Source organism: Micromonospora sp. NPDC049523 (assembly GCF_040676775.1).
Lineage (GTDB): Bacteria > Actinomycetota > Actinomycetes > Mycobacteriales > Micromonosporaceae > Micromonospora_G.
On sequence record NZ_JBFAPP010000031.1, the window covers coordinates 1 to 20,377 of the forward strand.

The following is a 20,377-nucleotide window of genomic DNA, read 5'->3' on the forward strand; positions in this document are numbered from 1 at the left end:
GCGCCCGGTAGAAGGCGCAGAACTTGCAGGCCGTCACGCAGACGTTGGTGTAGTTAATGTTGCGGTCGATCAGCCCACCCCCTCCGCCGCCCCCCTCCGCCGCCCCGTCGATCTTGTAGTTGTGGTGCCTCAGAAGTCGGATTCGTGGCCTTTGTGAGGGACCACAACTGCAAGATCAACGGGAGGGGTGGGAGGCGTGGAAGGTTTGCGGGGATTTCGCGAGGACCAGGGGTAGGAAGTTCTGGTCGGAGGGCGTACGGGGACGGTGCCGGCGAGTACGTTGGCGACCTCCGTCCAGATCAGAGTGCCCTCGGGACATGTCTCGTACGGGGTGCCGGACCAGCGGGTGATGCGGAACAGGAAGCCGAACCAGTTCTCGCCGTTGCGGCCGAAACCGGGCCAGGAGATGGTGCCGGCCAGTTCCAGCGCCTCGCACTCGATGCCGGCTTCCTCGCGGATCTCCCGCCGCATGCCGGCGACAACGTCCTCGCCGGGTTCGAGCTTGCCGCCCAGCCCGTTGTACTTGCCGCCCAGCCCGTTGTACTTGCCGCCCAGCCCGTTGTACTTGCCGCCCAGCCCGTTGTAATAGCCGCCCAGCCCGTTGTAATAGCCGAAGTGCAGGTCGTCGGGGTGGGTGTCGCGCCGGATTATCAGCACCCGGCTGCCGTCGGGGGAGAGTACGTAGCCGAGAGTGGCGAGGATGGCCTGCACGGGGCCACCTACGGCGGGTTGGGGCTGGTGGCGGAGAGGCGACCTGCGCGTTGGTGCGTGGACCGACTACCGTCTCGGGCCATGACTGGTGTTGCGCTGGCCGAAGAACTGCTGTTGCTCGCGTACGACGACGAGTCGGGCAAAGCGACTGGATCGCGGATCGGACTCGACCTCGCGATGGCCGCCGGGGTCCTGGTCGACCTGGCATTGGCCGGCCGGGTCGCGTACGCCGACGGTTCGATCGTGGTGAGCGACCCGTCGCCGACCGGGTACCCGATCACCGACGAGGTGTTGGGGCGGATGGCGGCGGACACCCCGCACACGCCGGCCTCCTGGGTGCAGCGGCTGCGGCACGGCCTGCGGGACCGGATCCTGGCCGACCTTGTCGCTCGGGGCGTGGTCCGGGACGTCGACGAGACCGCGCTCGGGCACATCCATGTGCACCGCTACCCGGTGGTGGACCCGACGCTGGAGGCGGAGATCCGGGACCGGTTGGCGGTCGCGCTCACCGGTGACCAGGTGCCGGACGAGCGTACGGCCGCGCTGGCGGCCCTGGTCGGGGCGAGCCGGATGGAACCGAGCCTGGGATTGTCCGGTCCGGCCCTGGCGGACGCGCACCGGCGGCTGGCGGAGATCGCCGGTGGTGCCGGGTTCACCGGTGAGGTGAGCCTCGAGGAGTCCACCATCCGCCCGTCGGTGGCACTGGTGATCGCCGCCCTGGCGAAGGCGATCACGGCCGCGCTCGGCGCGCCCCGCTGAGCGCCGACGGCTTGAGCGCCGACGGCTTGAGCGCCGACGGCTTGAGCGCTGACGGCTTGAGCGCTGACGGCTGAGCGCACACGGCTGAGCGCCGACGGCTGACTCGAGCTCTCAGCGGGGTTGGAGCAGGCCGTTGCCGGTGGGGCGGTTGGTCGCGCCGGGTTTGCCGGGGCGGGCGGTCGGCACCGGACCGGCGACGCCCACACCCGGCTGGAGCAGGTGGGCGAGTTCGGTGGCGGTCTGCTGGGCGCGTTCCGCTTCCACCTCGGCGGTCACCTCCCACGGGGACCGGACCGGGAGGTAACGAGCCAGGAAGCTCCGGGCCATGGCGTCCGCCCGCTCCCGGTCGACACCGGCGCCCGTGGTGCCGTCCAGGCTGATGGTGTCGTGGTCCCGGAGACTCAGCAGCTCGTTGAGGCGTACCGGCGTCTGCGGGTCGGTGGGATCGGCGTGGAGGTGCCGGAGCCGGCCGGGCACCGCCGTGGCCCGCAGGTACGACCAGTGGTGGTGCAACGCCGAGGCGAGGCTGACATCGCCCGGGTGCCCGAACTGGTGCCGCCTCGTCCCGGCGAGTTCCTCCGACGCCGCGGCGCAGATCTCGGCGAGCATCGATCGGCGCAGCGCGTGCGGCGCCTGCTTGAGCTGCTGGCTGATCACCCGCCCGAACCGGCGGTTGACGATCCGGCGGTTGTTCTTGGCGGCGGCGGTGGCTGCCGCGTCCGTGTACGCGGGCTCGCCCAGGTCGATCTGGGCCGACCGGGACGGGAAGAACTTGGTCAGGCCGTTGGGGTGGAAGAACGTGCCGGGTAGCACCGGCCGCCCGAGCAGGACGTTGCCGCCGAGGTAGAGGAAGTGTTCGGCGAGTCCGGGGATCAGGTGCAGGACCGACTCGACCGCGTACGGGTTGAAGGTCGGCAGGACGGCGTCGGCGGTGAACAGTTCCCGGTGGCCGACCACGGTCAGGCCGGGTTGGCGTACGTCCAACCAGCGGGGCACCTGCCCGTCGGTGACCAGGTAGATGTGCCGTAGCCAGGGTGCGTACAGGTGCAGCGAGCGCAGCGAGTGGCGTAGGTCGTCCCGGTCGGGCGGGTGGGGTTCGTCGGCGGTCTGCGTACCGGTCGGTGCCTGCCGGTGCCGTGCCGCCTGGTAGCGAGAACGCCAGTGCGGGTCGGTGCCGTCGAACCAGGTGTAGACGGCGTCGATCGGGAAGGTGATCGCGTCCACGCCGACCCCGGCGAAGTCGGCCCGGACCGGGTAGCGGGCGTGGTAGCCGGCCGGCACGAACGGGTTCAGCGAGGCGCCGGGCACCCGTACGTTCGGCCGGTAGCTGGGCAGGCTGCGGGAGAGCCCGTTCGGCCGGGGTGCGGTCAGGCGGCCGTCACCGGCATGCCAGAACTCCAGCTCACACGCGTACGCCGCGCCGTAGGCGAGGTGTTCACCGGTCCACAGCGGCCGGTAGACCAGCACCACGTCGGCCCGCCGCAGGCGGTACGGGCGGCGGCCGGGGCGTGGACGTACCACCCGGCGGTTGGGGCGTCCGACCAGGACACCGGGCAGGCCGGCGACCGCCCGAAGCGCTTCGGTGCGCTGGCTGGCCGGCACGCCGACCCTGCTGCGCAGTCCCCGGTGGTGCGGGATGGCGAAGTGCTCGACCGAGGCGTCCGCGAGCGCGCCCAGCACCCGGTCCAGGTTGCCCTGGTGGGCGCCGAGCGGGGTGGCGTCGGGGTCGACGTCGGCGGCCACCCTGCGCCCGTCGAGGTGGACCCAGCGCCGGCCGGTGGGCCGTTCGGACCGGTCGTCGTACCACTGGCGCACGGTGACCGCGAGGGTTCCGCCCGGCCGGCCCAGCCAGCGGGCGAGTTGCACCTGACGGTCGAAGGGCAGCCGTCGGTGCAGCCGTCGTCGGAGGGCGGTCGGGATCAGTGCGTAACAGCGGCGTGCGAGCACACCTGCTGTAACGACTGGTCGCGAGCAAAGGTGGTGGGCCCGGCCACCCGGGTCACCGGATGCCGAGCGCCGTGGCGATCTCGGTCCGCAGTGTGACCAGGGCATCGGTGGCCGACCGTCGGGCCAGCGTGACCGCGTCCGCGGCGTCCGCGTGCCCGTCCGGGCCGTCGACCGGCGCCACCACTTCGAGGTACGCCTTCAGCTTCGGCTCGGTGCCGGAGGGCCGGATCACCACCCGTGCGGCGTCGGTCCGCAGGATCACCACGTCGGCCTCCGGCAGCAGGTCCTGCACCGAGGTCACCGGGGCGTCGAGCAAGGTGGTGGGGGTGTCGGCCCGGATCCGGTCCATCGCGTCCCGGATCTCCCGCAGGTCGTCGACCCGCAGCGAGAGCTGGTCGGTCAGGTGCACCCCGAACTCGGCGGCGAGTTCGTCCAGCCGGTCGAGCAGCGTACGGCCCTCGGCTTTCAGGTCGGCGGCGAGTTCGGCGACGGTCAGCGCGGCGGTGATGCCGTCCTTGTCGCGTACGAGGTCGGGGGAGACGCAGTAGCCGAGCGCCTCCTCGTAGCCGTAGACCAGCGGCGTGCTGCCGGACTCGGCCCGCACGATCCACTTGAACCCGGTCAGCGTCTCGTCGTACGGCAGTCCTCGGGCGGCGCAGATGGCCCGCAGCAGCGCGGAGGAGACGATCGTGGTGGCGTACAGGCCGGTGATGCCGCGCCGGATGAGCCGGTCGGCGAGGAGCACACCCAGTTCGTCGCCGCGCAGCATGCGCCACTGCCCGTCGGGTCCGCGTACCGCGACCGCGCACCGGTCGGCGTCCGGGTCGTTCGCGATGGCCAGGTCCGCGTCGATCTTCTCGGCGAGCGCGAGCAGCAGGTCGGTGGCGCCCGGCTCCTCCGGGTTCGGGAACGCGACGGTGGGGAAGTCGGGGTCGGGTTCGGCCTGCTCGGCGACGATGCCGGGGACACCGAAGCCGGCGCGGGCGAAGGCGGCGGTGAAGACGGCGGCGCCGACCCCGTGCAACGGGGTGTACGCCACCTTCAGTCCCCGCGGGCCGTCCGGGTCCAGCACCGCCGCTGCCGCGCCCACGTACGCGGCGACCAGGTCGTCTCCGAGCACCTCACCGGCCGGGCCGAGCGGCACCTCGTGCAGCGGGCCGACCGCGCGGATCGCGGCCTCGATCTCCGCGTCGGCCGGCGGCACGATCTGCGCCCCGGCGCCCCGGGGACCGCCCAGTTCGGCGCCGAGGTAGACCTTGTAGCCGTTGTCCTGGGGCGGGTTGTGGCTGGCGGTGACCATCACACCGGCCGCCGCACCGAGCGCCCGGACGGCGTACGCGAGCACCGGGGTGGGCAGTGGTCGGGGGAGCAGCAGCGCCGGCCGTCCGGCGCCGGTGGCGATCTGGGCGGTCCGTTCGGCGAACGTACGGGAGCCGTGGCGCGCGTCGTACCCGATCACCAGCGGTCCGGTGGCGGCGCGGGCGGCGAGCCAGCCGACCAGCCCGGCGGCGGCCTGGCTGACCACGGCGAGGTTCATCCCGTTCGGGCCGGCGCGCAGGGGGCCGCGCAGCCCGGCGGTGCCGAAGGTGAGCGGCCCGGCGAACCGGTCGGCCAGCTCGGCGGCGCTACCCGGCAGCCGGTCGACCAGCGCCCGCAGCTCGTCCCGGGTGACCGGGTCGGGGTCGTCGGCCAGCCAGGCCTCGGCACGGGTACGCAGGTCGTCGGGGTCGTTCGGGTTCGCCGTCACTCGGACTTGATAGCACGGCGGGGGACCCGGTCGGTGAGGGTCCCCCGGTCGGTGGGTCAGCCGATGCCGGTGATGGTGAAGCTGCGGACCATCTCGTCGAAGATCGGCTTGCTTTCCTCGAAGCGCGCGTCCGGGGTGGTCAGGTAGAACTCGTACGCCTTGCCGTCCTGGACGATCGCCCGCCAGATGCCGTGCCGCTTGGTGTCGCCCTCGCCGCAGGTGTATTCGAGTTCGCCGGCCGGCTTGCCGTTGATCTCGACGTCCTGGAGCGCGATCTGGGCGTACGGCTTGGTGCAGGACTTGTTGTCCGGCTTGGCGAGGATGGTGCCGGCGGATTCGAGGAACTTGGTCGGTGCCGGGTTGCTGGCCGCCTTCTCGATCAGCACCCGGACCCGGCGGCCGGCGTCGGCGGGGTCGGTGAAGTCGATGTAGAGGGCACCCTTGGGGGCGTTCTTCTTCCAGCCCTCGGGCACGTTGACCGAGACGCCGCGTTCGGCGTGCGTCTGGACCGGGAACGTCGGCCCGGCCGGCGCGGTGGGGCTCGCCCCGGCCTGGGGCACCGGAGCGGCCGGATCCGAGCCACCGCCGGAGAGGGCGATGATGCCGATTACCAGGACCAGGACCACACCGCCGGCCGCGGCGAGCTGCATCTTGCGCGGCCAGCCCTTGACCGTGGTGAGGGCGGTGTCGCCGAACCGGCGGGCGCCTGCCATGGCGTTGCCGAGGGCGGCGTTACCGCCGGACCGGGAGCCGCCGTAGGTGGCGGTGCTGCCGCCCGGGGTGCCGTAGATCGCCGGCCCGCTCTCGTCCCAGCGTCCACCGGCCGGCATCGCGCCGGTCGGGGTGCTGAACGCTCCACCGGCCTTGGTCTGGTCCGTCCCGCTGCCGGAGTGGGCCGAGCCCTGCGGCGCCTGGCCACCGGACTTGCGTAGCTGGGCCAGCCGGTCGGTCAGCGACTCGCCGGGTGCGAGCATCGCCGAGCCACCGATCTGGCCGGTGGGTTGCGGGGTCGCGGGCGGGGTCGGTGGCTGCCACGGGGCCCGCTGGGCCGGCACCACCGAGTACGGGTCGGTCACGAAGTGCCCGGCGGCGGTGCTGGCCAGCGGGCCGGCGAGCAGTTCGCGCAGCATGTTGCGCGAGGTGTCCACGTCGAAGCGGCGGGACGGGTCCTTTTCCAGCAGACCCATCAGCACGTCGGTCAGCGGCCCGGACCGGCTCGGCGGCGCGGGTGGGTCCTCGACCACGGCGTGCATGGTCTCGATCGGGTCGCCCCGGTCGAACGGCGGGCGCCCCTCCACCGCGGTGTAGAGCGTGACGCCGAGCGAGAAGAGGTCGCTGGGTGGCCCGAAGTCGCTGCCCATTGCGCGTTCCGGGGAGATGAAGTGCGGCGAGCCGAGCACCATGCCGGGGGTGGTGAGCTGGACGTCGGTGGGCATCCGGGCCACCCCGAAGTCGGTCAGTACGCACCGGCCGTCGGAGGCGATCAGCACGTTCGCCGGCTTGACGTCCCGGTGCAGTACGCCGATCGCGTGTGCCACCTCGAGCGCGCCGAGCAGTGCGATGCCGATCTTGGCTACCGCGCGGGGGGCGAGCGGCCCGTCCTCGATCACCATGTCGGCGAGGCTGCGCGCGTCGAGCAGCTCCATCACGATCCAGGGCCGGCCGCCCTCGGTGACCACGTCGTAGACCTGCACCACGGCCGGGTGTTGCAGGGCGGCGGCCGCGCGGGCCTCGCGCAGGGTGCGTTCGTACATCGCGTCGCGGTCACTGGGGGCGAGCCCCGGTGGCAGCACGACCTCTTTGACGGCCACGTCGCGGCGGAGCAGGGTGTCGGCCGCGCGCCACACCGTGCCCATGCCGCCATGGCCGACCGCTGCCCGCAGCGAGTAACGACCGCCGATGGTGGCGCCGGGAGCTGCACGTCCGCTGGTGGGGCTGACTGGTCCGCCACTCCACGTCGGAATCTGAGTCACAGGAAAGGCCGCCGGGAAAAATCGAGGGGCATGGGACACATCCCCCCTATCTTGCGGGTTGTGGCACCGGTAGCGAAAGCCAACGCGGCGTGCCTTCTTCGGAACTCGTACATCCACATCAACTCACTCACTCAACGTACCCAATTCCGGACGCAGTGTATCTAATGACGCGACGAACTGTGGTTTGACGGACACGGTGTGCGTAAGGGGGTGAACGGGGTATGTCAGGGTCACGGTCGCGCTGTTCGCCGTCGGGTCCGCCGACCGTTCGCGGGCCAGGTGCCAGCGGCGAAAATTCCGGCAATTCGGGCGTGGTTGGCGCCGTCCGGGTCGGGGTACGTGACCGGCGCAACCGTCACGCGTTGTAGGAGGTGAGGGGGCCACATGCTGGCGTTTGAGGGCGACCCTCGGACCGGACCGAAGCTTTCCGAACGCTCCTACCAGGACATACGTGACGCTACGCGGTCCGATCACTACCAAATTGATGTTGCGCAGCGTCACCGTCGGAGGTCTAGGCTGTCCGAGTCCCATCCCATCCACAGTGATCGAGAATTCGACGTGACGAGTGCGTTGACGCTGCCGCCCGGCAGCCCGCTGGCGTCGCCCACGCCCGAGCTGCCGCCCGGGGCCGTGCCCCTTCCGTACGAGCTCGACCGGATGCTGGCACTCCGGATGCCGGACCTGGTAGCCACCCGCCGCTTCATCCATGCCCACCCCGAGCTGTCCGGGCAGGAGTTCGGCACCGCCGCGCTGATCGTCCGCGAGCTCACCGCCGCCGGTCTGGAGCCGCGGCTGCTGCCGAAGGGCAACGGCGTGATCTGCGACATCGTCGGCCGGCCGAACGCTCCGGTGGTCGCCCTGCGGGCCGACATCGACGCGCTGCCGCTCACCGACATCAAGGACGTGCCCTACCGGTCCACCGTCGACGGTGTCTGCCACGCCTGCGGACACGACGTGCACGCCACCATCCTGCTGGGCACGGGCCTGCTGCTGGCCCGGCTCGCCGCCGAGGGCAGGTTCGACGGCCGGATCCGGCTGATCTTCCAACCGGCCGAGGAGGCGTTTCCGTCCGGGGCGCCGGAGGTGATCGACGCGGGCGGCCTCGACGAGGTGTCGGCGATCTACGCCCTGCACTGCGCGCCGCAGCTGCCCACCGGCGTGGTCGGCGTACGGACCGGGGCGATGACCGCGGCCTGCGACATGGTCGAGGTGACGGTCACCGGTACGGGCGGACACACCGCCCGGCCGCACCTGACCACCGATCTGGTGTACGCACTCGGCCGGCTCATCGTCGACGTGCCCGGACTGCTCAGCCGCCGGATGGACCCGCGTACGCCGTTGTCGATCGTCTGGGCGGCGGCCCACGCCGGTACCGCGTACAACACGATCCCGGCCGAGGGCACCGTCCGGGGGACCATCCGCACGCTGAGCACGCAAGCCTGGCGGGAGGCGCCCGACCTGGTCCCCGAGCTGATCCGGGAAGCGCTCGCCGGCACCGGGGCGAAGGCCGACATCCACTACAACCGCGGCTTCCCGCCGGTGGTCAACGAACAACGGGCCACCGAGACGATCGCCACCGCCGCCGGTCGCGCACTCGGCCCCGAGCAGGTGCTGGAAGCCGCGGTCAGCATGGGCGGCGAGGACTTCTCGTTCTACCTCGAACACGTACCCGGGGCGATGTTCCGCCTCGGCACCGGCGGTCCCGGCTCGGACCTGCACCACCCCGGGTTCGACGTGGACGAGCGGGCCATCGGGTACGGCATCCGGGTCATGACGCACGCCGCCCTGGTGGCCTTCCCCGGCGTACGGCGACCGGTCCGGACCGACCAGGAATAGCGCGTGGGGCAAGCGGTCGGATCGCCGGTGGCACCGGGCGGCACGAGGCCGCCCGAGCCGACCGCTGACGGGTTGTGGGGCCCGTTCCGGTGAACCACATCCATCGTGTGCAACTCGCGCAGCTTCGCAGTGCGCCCTCAGAAGAGGAGGAACGGTCGTGCGCCAGAGCGTGATGACGGCCGAGCTCGACAGTACGGGCGGGGCTTCGCCATTTTTGCGGCACCAACGGGAACATCTCTGCGTCGACTGCGGACACGTCCATCTCGGCGGTCCCGCGTCCACAGCCGGTCCGCACCACCGCAAGCAGCGGTTCGGGGCCGGCACGATCGTACGCAGCGCCCGCGGTCCGATCACCGAACTGCACATCGTCCCGCACGGTGGCACCGAACTCCCGGACGACCTGATCGCGGAGACCGACCCGGAGAACTTCCAACCGCTCGCCGAACTGGTGCACCAGAACGTCGACCTGGGCACCGGGGCGATCTACCGACGGCTGGTCGACGACGTCAGGTCCGGGGCGGCCGAGGGCGTCGCGGTCGCCGGCTTCCACCTGTCCCGCCTGCTGATCGACGCGAACCGGGCCAGCCTTGAGGGGCAACTGCCCAACGACCCGTACGTGGGCAGCGCCGAGCTGTACCAGACGTACCTGCGTCGGCGGGGCCGGGACCTGCGGCACGAGGCACTGCTGCCGTGGCTGGCCGCGGTGGACGAGGTGCTGGAGTCGATGGACAGCCGGGGCATCGTGTACCACCACCACACGTACGACGTGCTCTCGATGAGCCCCCGCCCGTGGGACCGGGGTGTCGCCGCGAAGCGACCCGCGTTCCAGCTCATCTGGAAGCGGCCGTCGTTGGACGGGGTGATCGACGACCGGGTACCCGACCCGGGGCTGGCTCCGCTGGCCGACGTCGAGGACGTACGGCGCCGGATCCGCGCCTTCCTGGAGCGGGAGATCGGGCTGAGCAACGGCAACGGTGACATCGACTACCCGTTGCTGCTGCCGGTGATGCCGTTCAAGGGTTCCCGGCGGGGCGATCCACCGAGCCTGCCGCAACACCTCGTGTACGACCTGCGCAAGGACATCCTGGCCACCGACGAGCAGATCCGGGCGTGGGTGCTCGACGGCCCCTGGCGGCTGGGAGGCGCCCGGCGCGGCGGGGCGAGGGCGGGCGGCGACGGGGCCGTCTCCGCGTACTTCGGCTGAGCCGACCGTCGTCGGGTGACCGTGCTGGGTCACCCGACGACGGCACCGCCCCGGCTCAGTCGGTGTGGTCGGACGGGACTCCGGCCGGGGGCTCGTTGCGTGGCGTGGGCAGCAGGGGTGCCGGATGGCCCGCCGGTGCCACGATCGGTGGCGCCGGCCGCCCTCGGCGGTTGCGCCGGACCAGCCAGATCACCGCCCACGCCGGTACGCCGAGCGCGATCAGCCACGGCAGCAGCGCGCCGAACACGACCAGTACCACCCGCACGGTGCCGAGCAGCGCCTCCCAGCCGCCGCGCAGCCCGTCGAGGAAGCCGTTCGCCTCCTCTTCCTCCTCCACCACCACGGCCTCGGGCCCGACCAGCCGTACGGTGATGGTGGAAAGCGCGGTCAGGTCGCCCAGCCGGCGCTGCCGGGCCTGGAGCGCGACCAGGTCGGCCTCCCGTTTGGCCAGTTCGCCCTCCAGCATCACCAGGTCGGTCAGGGACTTGGCCTGTGCCAGCAGCCGCCGCCCGCTCTCCACCCGGGCCTGCTGGGTGCTGATCCGTGCGGCCAGGTCCAGGGTCTGCTCGGTGACGTCCTCGGTCTTGATCTCACGCCGTTCCTGGTGGCCGAGCTTGGCCAGGGCGTCGACCACCGAGCTGAACCGGTCCGCGGGCACCCGCAACGTCAGCGTCGCCTCGGCGTCACCGGTGACGCTGGTCCGGTGGTCTCCGCCGACGAAACCACCGGCGCCGGTCGCGATCGTGACCGCCTCGGCGGCGGCCCGCTCGACCTCCTTGACCCGGACCGTCATCGAGCCGGTGTAGATGATCGACCGCTGGTCCACCCGCAGGTTCGTCGGCACCTCCGCGCCCGGCTTCGCCTCCGCGCCGTCCTCCTGCTGCAAGCCTGGTTCCCGGGCGTTGTCGGCCCCGGCCGGCTGGGCGGCGCCCGAGGTGCTCGCACTGTCGTCCGACCCGGCGCTGCATCCCGTCAAGACCAGTACGGCAACCAGCCCCGCCGTACCCAGGAGCCCGAACCATCGTCCTCGCGTCCTATCGCGCATGAGTCCTCCGAATTTTTCGTTTCCCCGTCACGGGTGTTGCTCAGACGCGAGGCGGTCGCGCCCCGGTTCCGGCAGACTGCGCTGGGGGACGTCACGATTCGGTTGTCGAGGAGTCACGATGCGGTGCACCGGTTACGACCACCCGGCGATATCGTCCGAATTGGACTCGGTCGGCCGGTCGGACGTCAGGTGAACCCACCCGTAGCGCGGGATGAGAGCCATGACCGTTGATCTTGTCGAGCGGCTCTACACCGCCCCGCCGGACGGCTTCGTGGCCGCCCGTACCGAGGCGGTCGCGGCGGCGCGGGCAGCGGGCGACGAGGCGACCGCCCGGCAGGTCGCCAAACTCCGCAAGCCGACTGTTGCCGCCTGGATGGTGAACCTGCTCGCCATCCGGCGCCCCGACCTCGTCGCCGACCTGGTCGAGCTTGCCGGCGAACTGCGTACCGCCCAACGGGAACTGCGCGGGCCACAACTGCGCGAACTCTCCGCCCAGCGGCGCAGCACCGTATCCGCCCTGGTCGCGCAAGCGCGAGGGCTGGCGACCGAGGCCGACAGCCGGCTGGCGGCGGGCAAGCTGCCCCTGGCCGAGGTGGAGGCGACCCTGCAGGCCGCGCTCGCCGACCTCGACGTCGCCGAACAGGTACGGTCCGGGCGGCTGGTCCGGGCCGCCAGCTACGCCGGATTCGGTGAGGTCCCCCGACCGCAGCTTCGCCTGGTCGCCGGAGGACCGGAGCTGTCCCTACCGGCACCCGGCACCCGCACCGGCAAACCGTCGACCGGTGCCGGTGCCGGTGCCGGTGCCGGTGCTGGGGCGGCCGGGCAGGGTGGGGACCGGTCGACGACCGGACGGGCCGCCACCGAGCCGTCAGCGGCCGAGCGGGCCGCCGAGAAGCGTGCCGCGGCCGAGCGGGCCAGCCTCCGCCGGACGTTGGCCCGAGAGCTGGCGAACGCCCGTACCGAACAGCGGCGGGCGGAGGCGGACCTGGACCGGGCCACGGCGGCGGAACGGGACGGGGCCGCCGCTCTGGCCGACGCGGAACGAGCCCTGGCCGAGGCGGAACGTCGGCGGGCCGGGGCTGAGCAGGAGGTCAGCCGACGCAAGCTGGCCCGGAAGACGGCCGAGCGGGCGGCGGCCGCCGCCCGGCGCCGCACCGGGGACGTCGAGGCGGCGGTCGAGGCGCTCGATGCCGAGTAGGGTGCCCGCAGACCCGGGGAACGAACAAGCTCGATCGAAGACCACCCCGAGGTACGCAGGATCGCGGGAAGGGTGACCAGTTGACCCCTGAACAGGCCGCCGCGGCGGCCGGACCGAGCATCTCGGCGCTGGTCGGCGCGTTCGGCGAAAGCCCGCAGACGCAGCACCGCGCGCGGGTGTTCGGCCTGTCCGGCTGGGCGTTCCAGGTCGCCGGGCGTGGCGGGGTGCTCGGCGACGTGGCTCCCGAGACGGTGGCCGCGACGCTCGGCTTCCTCGCCCCGGACGCGGTCGCCGAGGGCTGGGAGGCCGCTCGCCGGGTGGCCCGGCCGACCGAGGTCGCGGCGAGCAACCTCGCCGAGTGCTGCCGCTGGGGCACGCAACACCTGCACGGCTTCCCCAAGCTGGACCGGCTGCTCGAGTTGACGTCCCGGGCCGTCGAGGACGCCGACGCGACCGGCATGCCGCTGTTCGCGGCCTGGCGGGCGGTGCCGGCACCGGTACACGACCCGGCCGGCCGGATGGCGGTGCTGCTGTACCTGCTGCGGGAGCATCGCAGTGCGGCGCACCTGATCGCCGTACGGGTCGCCGGGCTGACCCCGCTGGAGGCGATCCTGGCCGGGCCGGACGGCGAGGCAGGCGCACTGGCCAACGGCTGGCAGCCGCCGTACCCGCAGGTCGCCGCACTGATCCGGCGCCGGCTCTGGGCGGACGCGGTCACCGACAAACTCGCCGCGACCGGCTTCCGCAACCTGCGTGACACCGAGCGGATCGAACTGGTCGACCTGCTCGGCAGCCTGCGTACCGGTCTCACCTGAACCGCCCGGCTCTCACCTGACCCGCCCGGCGCCGTGCCGATCGGATGGCCCGGGGCGTCAGGTGGTGGTGGCGGTCCCGGTCGGTCGGGCTCGCAGCTCGGCGACGTAGTCGTCCGGGGCACCGGCCTTCTCGGCCGCGTTGGCGATCTCCGAGAGGTACCAGGCGGTGGGCAGGCCCCCCTCGTACCCGGCGAAGACGTAGACCCAGGCGGTCACCTCGCCGTCCAGCGTCACCACCCGTACGTGCAGCTTGCGGTAGGTCTCCGCGATCACCCCCTCGACCTCGTCGAGTTGGGCCGCATCCCAGGGATGCACGTCGTAGATCGCGACGAAGACGCGATCGCCGGGAGATTCCACGATGGTGGTGACCGCACCCTCCCAACCGATCACCCCCTCACCGGCAAAGGTGAGGCGCCAGCCTTCCAGCCAGCCGGTGCCGATCATGGGCGAATGCGGACAGTAAGCACGCATCCGGGCAGGATCGAGGTTTGAGCCGTACGCGGCGTAGTGACGCACGGCGATGACGATAGCCCGGCGGACGGGTGGTGGAGAATACGACAGTGCGTGTCGGACGGGTTGGGGAGAAGAAAGTCACTGTGAGCGTCAACGAAGGGCAAGTTCTGTGAGCCGTATCGTGATCATCGGCGGGGGGCCGGCCGGTTACGAGGCCGCGCTGGTAGCGGCCCAGTTGGACGCGGACGTCACCGTCATCGAGGCCGAGGGGGCCGGCGGGGCCTGCGTGCTCTCCGACTGCGTCCCGTCCAAGACCTTCATCGCCAGCTCAGACGTGGTCACCGGGTACCGGGACACGGAGGAGTTCGGGGTGCACTCGGACGGGCTGGAGGCGGTCACGGTCGACGCCGAGGCGGTGTACGGGCGGGTCAAGCGCCTGGCACTGGCCCAGTCGGCGGACATCCACGCCAAACTCATCAAAGCGGGCGTCACCTTCATCGCCGGTCGGGCCCGGCTCGGTGAGGACACGCTCGGTCACACCCACCGGGTGCTCGTCACCCCGACCGGTGGTGACTCCGAGTATCCGGTCGACGCCTCTACCGTACTGATCGCGACCGGTGCCACGCCCCGGGTGCTGCCGACCGCCGTACCGGACGGGGAGCGGATCCTGACCTGGCGGCAGGTGTACGACCTGGACGAACTGCCCGAGGACCTGATCGTGATCGGGTCCGGGGTGACCGGGGCCGAGTTCGCCAGCGCCTACCTGGCGATGGGCGTACGGGTGACCCTCGTCTCCAGTCGGGACCGGGTGATGCCGCACGAGGACGCCGACGCCGCCGCCGCGATCGAGCAGGTGTTCCGGGCCCGGGGCATGACCATCCTGAACAACTCCCGCGCCAACGGCGTACGGCGTACCGCCGACGGGGTCGAGGTGGAACTCTCCGACGGCCGTACGATCACCGGCTCGCACGCCCTGATGGCGGTCGGCTCGATCCCCGACACCGCCTCCCTCGGCCTGTCCGAGTACGGCGTGGCGGTTTCCCCGGGCGGGTACGTCACCACCGACCGGGTGTCCCGGACCAACGTGCCGGGCATCTACGCGGCCGGGGACTGCACCGGGGTGCTGCCGCTGGCGAGCGTCGCCGCGATGCAGGGCCGGATCGCGATGTGGCACGCGCTCGGCGAGGCGGTCCAGCCGCTGCGGCTGCGTACGGTCGCGGCGAACGTCTTCACCGATCCGGAACTGGCCACCGTCGGGGTGTCGCAGGACGAGGTGGACTCCGGTCGTACCCCGGCCCGCCAGGTGATGTTGCCGCTGGCCGGCAACGCGCGGGCCAAGATGGCCGACCTCTCCGACGGCTTCGTGAAGCTGTTCTGCCGGCCGGCCAGTGGTCAGGTGATCGGCGGGGTGGTGGTCTCACCGAAGGCCAGCGAGCTGATCCTGCCGATCACCCTCGCGGTGGAGAACAACCTGACCGTGGACCAGTTAGCCCACACGATCACGATCTACCCGTCGCTGTCCGGCTCGGTCACCGAGGCGGCGCGTCAGCTGATGCTGCACGGTTCGGAGTGATCCCGGAGGCTGCCAGCGCCGGCTCCGGCGCTGGCAGCTCCACCGCCGCCCGACCGCTGGTCAGGGTCAACGCCCAGCCGGCAGCGGCGAAGCCGGCCGCGGCCACCAGGGCCACCGTCGCGAGCCGCCACACCGAGTCGGTGAGCGCGGCGCCGCCGAGGTGGCCGACCAGGGCGCCGTACGCCGCCCAGCCGAGCGCGGCCAGCGCGTCGTACGCGAGGAAGCGTCGGTACGGGTAACGGACCCGGCCGGCGTTGAAGCAGGCGATCATGCGGCCGCCGGGTACGAAGCGGCAGAGCAGGATGACCAGCGGTCCGGGTTGCCGCAGGGCGCGGGTGAAGCGTCCGGCGGCCTGCCGGGACCGGGAGCCGTTCACCCGCTCGACCTGCTCATCGCCGTTCCCGGCCCGGCTCCGTGCGCTGCGCCAGCCGCTGAGCAGCCGCCCCGCCCCGGTCCGACCGAGCAGGTAGCAGGCGGTGTCGCCGCAGAACACGCCGAGCGCGCCGACGCCGATGGTCAGCGGCAGGTTCAGGTTGCCGTAGATGGTCAGGGCACCGCCGGTGATCATCACTACCTGGGTCGGTACCACCGGCACGAAGGCGTCCACGACGAGGAGGCCGAACAGCGCCAGGTACGCCGACGTGGGGGACGCGACGTTGGTGAGAAGTTCGAGCACTCGGGTCACCTCGACGCGATCGGCCGCCATGGTCTCCGTCGAGCCTGAACCGGCGCTCTCCGCCGCCTCACATGGGCCCGACCAGTGGTGATACCGGCCACGCTACGGCCATCGGCCACGGATCGGGGTGTGATATTGCCGGTGTCGCGCCCGTGGCGTTCGTGTTGCCACCGGGTGCGCTTCGCGGGACCCGGCAAACCGGGCTGTCGGCGTACCGTTGGAGGGGCGCGACCCGCCACCTCAGGTCCCCCCGTTCCTGACGGTTACGGCTAGCCATCGGGCCGCCGGCGGGTCCCGCGCCGGCGGCCCACCGCTGCGCCGGGGGCACCGGCCGGTCAGATCACCGGTTGCGCGTCGTTGCGCGGTGCCGAGGCCAGCCAGGGCAGGAACCGGCGCAGCCACTGGTCCACGCCGGGGACGGCCAGGACCCGGGTGATCACACCGGCGACGACGATGAGCTGGGCGACCGCCGGTACGGTGTCCAGCCCGGCGGTCGCCGCCACGGTGGGTACCAGGGACAGGGCGCCGACGAGCGCGGCCAGGATGGTCCGGGCGGTGGCCCGCCAGGGGTGCCGGGTCTGGGTGGTGGTGGGGGTCATGGGGTGCCTCCCGAGGGGAATCTCCGTGTCGACCGATCAGGGTGGACACCCTGCCCAACCAGCACCGAACCGGGATGGATGCGCCCATGTCCGAAAGGTGACAATCAATGGAAGAAGATCACCTTGGCGGTCCGGATCCGGCGCAGGTAAGGACGTACGGACGAGTTCCGTCGTTACGTGGGCGCAACGAGATCGGCGTAGCGTCAGGACATGGCGGACTTGTTCGAGGACTACCGCCTCGGCCCTGGATGGGACGAGATGTTCGGCGAGCCGGGCATGCCGCGGGAAACGTACGAGGCGTTGCACGCCACGCTGCAACCACTGTCCAGCGTCGAGCTGGGCATCCGGGCCGAGGTACTGGCCAGGGCGTTCCTCGACCAGGGCATCACGTTCGCGCTCAAGGGCATCGAGCGGCCGTTCCCGCTCGACATCGTGCCCAGGATCATCGCCGCCGACCAGTGGCGGGTGGTCGAGGCCGGGGTGGCGCAGCGGGTCCGCACCCTGGAGGCCTTCCTGGCCGACATCTACGGTGCCGGCCAGGTGCTCGCCGACGGGGTGGTGCCGCGCCGGATCGTGGTGACCAGCGCCCACTTCCACCGCGAGGTCGCCGGGATCAACCCGCACAACGGCGTACGCATCCACGTCGCCGGGGTCGACCTGGTCCGCGACGAGCAGGGCACGTTCCGGGTGCTGGAGGACAACGTACGGGTGCCGTCCGGGGTCAGTTACGTGATGGAGAACCGGCGGGCGATGGCCCACGTACTGCCCGAGGTCTTCGCCGCCACCCGGATCCAGCCGGTCGAGTCGTACCCCGGGCAGTTGTTGCGGGCCCTGCGCGCCGCGGCGCCGGTCGGTGTCAGCGAGCCCACCGTGGTCGTCCTCACCCCCGGCGTGCACAACTCCGCCTACTTCGAGCACGCCCTGCTCGCCCGCGAGATGGGCGTCGAGCTGGTCGAGGGTCGGGACCTGGTCTGCGTGGGTAACGAGGTAGCCATGCGGACCACCGCGGGTGAACAACGCGTCGACGTCATCTACCGGCGGATCGACGACGACTTCCTCGACCCGGTGCACTTCCGGGCCGACTCGGTGATCGGCGTGGCCGGCCTGCTCAACGCCGCGCGGGCCGGCCGCGTCACCATCGCCAACGCGGTCGGCAACGGCGTCGCCGACGACAAGCTGCTCTACACGTACGTTCCGGAGCTGATCCGCTACTACCTGGACGAGGAGCCGATCCTGCCGAACGTGGAAACCTACCGGCTGGAGGACCCGGACGTGCTCGAACACGTACTCGACCGGCTCGACCAGTTGGTGCTCAAACCGGTCGACGGCTCCGGCGGCGCCGGCATCGTGATCGGCTCCCAGGCGAGCGACGAGGAACTGTCGCTGCTCGCCGAGAAGGTACGGCACGACCCGCGCGGCTGGATCGCCCAGCGCGAGGTGGCCCTGTCCATGGTGCCGACGCTGGTCGGCAACCGGCTGCGGGCCCGGCACGTGGACCTGCGCCCGTTCGCGGTCAACGACGGCGAACGGGTCACCGTGCTGCCCGGCGGGCTGACCCGGGTGGCACTGCCAGAAGGTGCGCTGGTCGTCAACTCCAGCCAGGGCGGCGGGTCGAAGGACACCTGGGTGCTCGCCGAGGCGCCGGTCGCCGCGATCACGGTCGCCGCCGCGTCGGAAGCACCGGCCGTCTACCTCGCCCCCGACGAACCGGCCGGATCGGGTACGACCACCGTGGCGGACGGCACCAGCCTGCCGGCGCCGCGCAGCCCCGACCCCGGTCCCGACTCCGGTCCGGTCGCCGTCCAGCAGCAACAGCAGCAGCAGTCCGCCCGGATCGGCGGGGCAGCGGCATGCTGAGCCGGATCGCGGAATCGCTCTACTGGATCGGCCGGTACGTCGAGCGGGCCGAGGACACCGCCCGCATCCTCGACGTACACCTGCACCGGATGCTCGCCGACCCGTGGGCCGACGAGGAAACCGCCTGCCGTTCGCTGCTCGCCGTGATGGGCGTGCCACCACCGGAGCAGCCGGTCTCCGCCGCCCGCGTGGTCGGCCTGCTCGGCCTCGACGAGAGCAGCCACAGCTCGGTCGTGGGCGCGCTCGCCGCCGCCCGGGAGAACGCCCGTGGGGCCAGGGAAACCATCTCCGCCGACATGTGGGAAGGGCTCAACGCCACCTGGCACGGCCTGCCCGACGCCCGTCGCCGGGTCGAGCAGCAGGGTGTGCACGCCTTCTTCCGCTGGGTACGCGAGCGCTGCGCCCTGCTCGCCGGGCTCGCCGACGCCACCATGAGCCGGGACGAGGGCTGGCTGTTCATGGTCCTCGGCCGCAGCGTGGAACGGGTCGACATGACCGCCCGGCTGCTCTCCACCCACGTACGGGCCGGCGGCAGCATCCCGTCCTGGCTGACCCTGCTTCGCTCGTGCGGTGCCTGGGAAACCTTCCTGCGCACCTACCGAGGCTCGCTCGACGACCGGTACGCGGCCGAGTTCCTCCTGCTCGACCGGCTCTTCCCGCGCTCGGTCTTCGCCGCCCTGTCGGCCGCCGAGGCGTGCCTGACCGACCTCGAACCCACCGGTGGCCCCGGCGGTCAGCCCGGTCGGGTCGGTGTCGCCACCGAGGCGCAGCGGATCGTCGGTCGGGCCAGGACCAACCTCGAATTCCGCGGCGCCGAAGAACTCCTGGCCGACTTCCCGAGCGTGCTGGCCAGCCTCGAACGCACCTGTTCACAGGTGAACGAGGCCGTTTCGCGCCGCTACTTCCGCCAGACCTCGGCGGTCCTGTGGGTCCCGGAGGCAGTGGCATGAGGGCAGCACCGGAGGAAACCGCGTGAGCGTCAACAGCTGGCGATTGAAGATCATCCACCGGACCGGGTTCAGTTACGCCGGCAAGGTCGCGTCCTCGTACAACGAGGCCCGGATGTCGCCCCGCAACGAAACCCGCCAGGCGGTGCTCGACGCCCGGGTGGAGGTCTGGCCGTCGGCCCGGACCTACCGCTACGAGGACTACTGGGGCACCTCGGTCACCGCGTTCGACGTACACAGCGCGCACGAGGCGCTGCGGGTCACCGCCGCGTCGACCGTGGAGACCCTGCCCGCCGGTGACCTGCTCCCGCCGACCGGCGGTGCGAGCTGGGCCGACCTGGCCCGGCCCGAACACGTCGACCGGTGGCACGAACTGCTGCTGCCGACCCCGCGTACCGCCCTGGACGAGGAGTTGACCGCGCTGGCCGAGATCGCCCGCGCCGGGCACGCCACCCCGCACGCGACCGCGCTGGCGCTCTGCGAACAGATCCGCGACGAGGTGGCGTACACGGCCGGGGCGACCGGCGTACAGACCGACGCGGTGCAGGCCTGGCGCCAGCGCAAGGGAGTCTGCCAGGACATCAGCCATCTGCTGGTGGGGCTGCTGCGCTCGGCCGGGATCCCGTCCCGCTACGTCTCCGGCTACCTGCACCCGTCACCGTCGGCGAGCATCGGCGAGAGCGTCGTCGGGCAGAGTCACGCCTGGGTGGAATGGTGGGTCGGCCGGTGGACCGGCTTCGACCCCACCAACGGCATCCCGATCGGCGAACGGCACGTCGTGGTCGGCCGAGGCCGGGAGTACGGCGACGTACCGCCGCTGAAGGGCGTCTACTCCGGCCCCAAGAACACCGGCCAGGGCGTGGAGGTCACCATCACCCGGCTGCGGTGAGGGGCAAATGCGGGTGCGGTGGGTGCCGAGGGCGGCGTAACCTGCCCGGCATGCAGCAATTCGTGGCAGTGACGACGACGCCGGGACACCCCGGCGTGCCGCGCTGACGCGAATCTCTCACCGTCAACCAACGGCCCCGGGGCGAACC

17 protein-coding genes are annotated in these 20,377 nt (G+C 71.9%); 9 read left to right on the top strand and 8 right to left on the bottom strand.

The genetic code is table 11. The annotated features are described in order from the left end of the window. Nucleotides 1–129: 129 nt before the first annotated feature. Entirely contained in the window at nt 130–711 is a 582-nt protein-coding gene (locus tag AB0J90_RS32135; RefSeq protein ID WP_363602382.1) for an NUDIX domain-containing protein, read from the bottom strand. 81 nt (nt 712–792) lie between these two features. On the opposite strand from AB0J90_RS32135, the gene AB0J90_RS32140 reads away from it, so the two are divergent. Then, nucleotides 793–1,470, top strand: coding sequence for a GPP34 family phosphoprotein (locus tag AB0J90_RS32140; RefSeq protein WP_363602384.1), 678 nt, complete (start codon nt 793–795; stop codon nt 1,468–1,470). Between the two features lie 111 nt (nt 1,471–1,581). Here the strand turns inward: AB0J90_RS32140 and AB0J90_RS32145 are convergent, their stop codons facing one another. The 3 genes from AB0J90_RS32145 to AB0J90_RS32155 are packed head-to-tail and all read right to left on the bottom strand — an operon-like array spanning nt 1,582 to nt 7,137. Beyond that, entirely contained in the window at nt 1,582–3,417 is a 1,836-nt protein-coding gene (locus tag AB0J90_RS32145; RefSeq protein ID WP_363602386.1) for a stealth conserved region 3 domain-containing protein, read from the bottom strand. Between the two features lie 52 nt (nt 3,418–3,469). Beyond that, entirely contained in the window at nt 3,470–5,164 is a 1,695-nt protein-coding gene (locus AB0J90_RS32150) for a phospho-sugar mutase (RefSeq protein WP_363602388.1), read from the bottom strand. A gap of 56 nt (nt 5,165–5,220) precedes the next feature. Continuing rightward, a complete protein-coding gene (locus AB0J90_RS32155; RefSeq protein WP_363602390.1) occupies nt 5,221–7,137 on the bottom strand; it encodes a serine/threonine-protein kinase in 1,917 nt (638 codons plus the stop codon). A 558-nt stretch (nt 7,138–7,695) separates the two neighbouring features. On the opposite strand from AB0J90_RS32155, the gene AB0J90_RS32160 reads away from it, so the two are divergent. Together AB0J90_RS32160 and AB0J90_RS32165 are read left to right on the top strand one after the other, a co-directional pair. Next, nucleotides 7,696–8,973 (top strand): amidohydrolase, encoded by a 1,278-nt coding sequence (locus AB0J90_RS32160; protein ID WP_363602392.1) that lies wholly within the window; start codon nt 7,696–7,698, stop codon nt 8,971–8,973. Between the two features lie 157 nt (nt 8,974–9,130). Beyond that, a complete protein-coding gene (locus AB0J90_RS32165; protein WP_363602394.1) occupies nt 9,131–10,177 on the top strand; it encodes a hypothetical protein in 1,047 nt (348 codons plus the stop codon). A 55-nt stretch (nt 10,178–10,232) separates the two neighbouring features. On the opposite strand, the gene AB0J90_RS32170 is transcribed toward AB0J90_RS32165, so the two are convergent. Next, entirely contained in the window at nt 10,233–11,153 is a 921-nt protein-coding gene (locus AB0J90_RS32170; protein ID WP_363602396.1) for a DUF4349 domain-containing protein, read from the bottom strand. A 280-nt stretch (nt 11,154–11,433) separates the two neighbouring features. Between AB0J90_RS32170 and AB0J90_RS32175 the strand changes: the two genes are divergently transcribed. After that, complete coding sequence (locus AB0J90_RS32175; protein WP_363602398.1) at nt 11,434–12,420, top strand: hypothetical protein; 987 nt, start codon at nt 11,434–11,436, stop codon at nt 12,418–12,420. A gap of 80 nt (nt 12,421–12,500) precedes the next feature. After that, nucleotides 12,501–13,235, top strand: a complete 735-nt coding sequence (locus tag AB0J90_RS32180) for a hypothetical protein (RefSeq protein ID WP_363602400.1) — start codon at nt 12,501–12,503, stop codon at nt 13,233–13,235. Nucleotides 13,236–13,292: 57 nt separating this feature from the next. On the opposite strand, the gene AB0J90_RS32185 is transcribed toward AB0J90_RS32180, so the two are convergent. Continuing rightward, entirely contained in the window at nt 13,293–13,751 is a 459-nt protein-coding gene (locus AB0J90_RS32185) for a gamma-glutamylcyclotransferase family protein (protein ID WP_363602402.1), read from the bottom strand. A 106-nt stretch (nt 13,752–13,857) separates the two neighbouring features. On the opposite strand from AB0J90_RS32185, the gene AB0J90_RS32190 reads away from it, so the two are divergent. Next, nucleotides 13,858–15,261: an NAD(P)H-quinone dehydrogenase gene (locus AB0J90_RS32190; protein WP_363602404.1), complete on the top strand. Its 1,404-nt coding sequence runs from the start codon at nt 13,858–13,860 to the stop codon at nt 15,259–15,261. Here the strand turns inward: AB0J90_RS32190 and AB0J90_RS32195 are convergent. Together AB0J90_RS32195 and AB0J90_RS32200 are read right to left on the bottom strand one after the other, a co-directional pair. After that, the gene (locus AB0J90_RS32195) at nt 15,218–15,967 is read right to left on the bottom strand and encodes a DedA family protein (RefSeq protein ID WP_363602406.1); all 750 of its coding nucleotides are present in this window, start codon (nt 15,965–15,967) and stop codon (nt 15,218–15,220) included. The genes AB0J90_RS32190 and AB0J90_RS32195 overlap by 44 nt on opposite strands. A 305-nt stretch (nt 15,968–16,272) precedes the next feature. After that, nucleotides 16,273–16,536, bottom strand: a complete 264-nt coding sequence (locus AB0J90_RS32200) for a hypothetical protein (protein WP_363602408.1) — start codon at nt 16,534–16,536, stop codon at nt 16,273–16,275. 210 nt (nt 16,537–16,746) lie between these two features. Between AB0J90_RS32200 and AB0J90_RS32205 the strand changes: the two genes are divergently transcribed. From AB0J90_RS32205 to AB0J90_RS32215, 3 genes are read left to right on the top strand one after another with little or no spacing between them, the layout of a single operon-like run. Beyond that, a complete protein-coding gene (locus AB0J90_RS32205; RefSeq protein WP_363602410.1) occupies nt 16,747–18,393 on the top strand; it encodes a circularly permuted type 2 ATP-grasp protein in 1,647 nt (548 codons plus the stop codon). Then, a complete protein-coding gene (locus tag AB0J90_RS32210; RefSeq protein WP_363602412.1) occupies nt 18,387–19,343 on the top strand; it encodes an alpha-E domain-containing protein in 957 nt (318 codons plus the stop codon). The genes AB0J90_RS32205 and AB0J90_RS32210 overlap by 7 nt, the downstream gene beginning before the upstream one ends. Before the next feature lie 22 nt (nt 19,344–19,365). Next, a complete protein-coding gene (locus tag AB0J90_RS32215; RefSeq protein WP_363602414.1) occupies nt 19,366–20,229 on the top strand; it encodes a transglutaminase family protein in 864 nt (287 codons plus the stop codon). Nucleotides 20,230–20,377 lie beyond the last annotated feature (148 nt).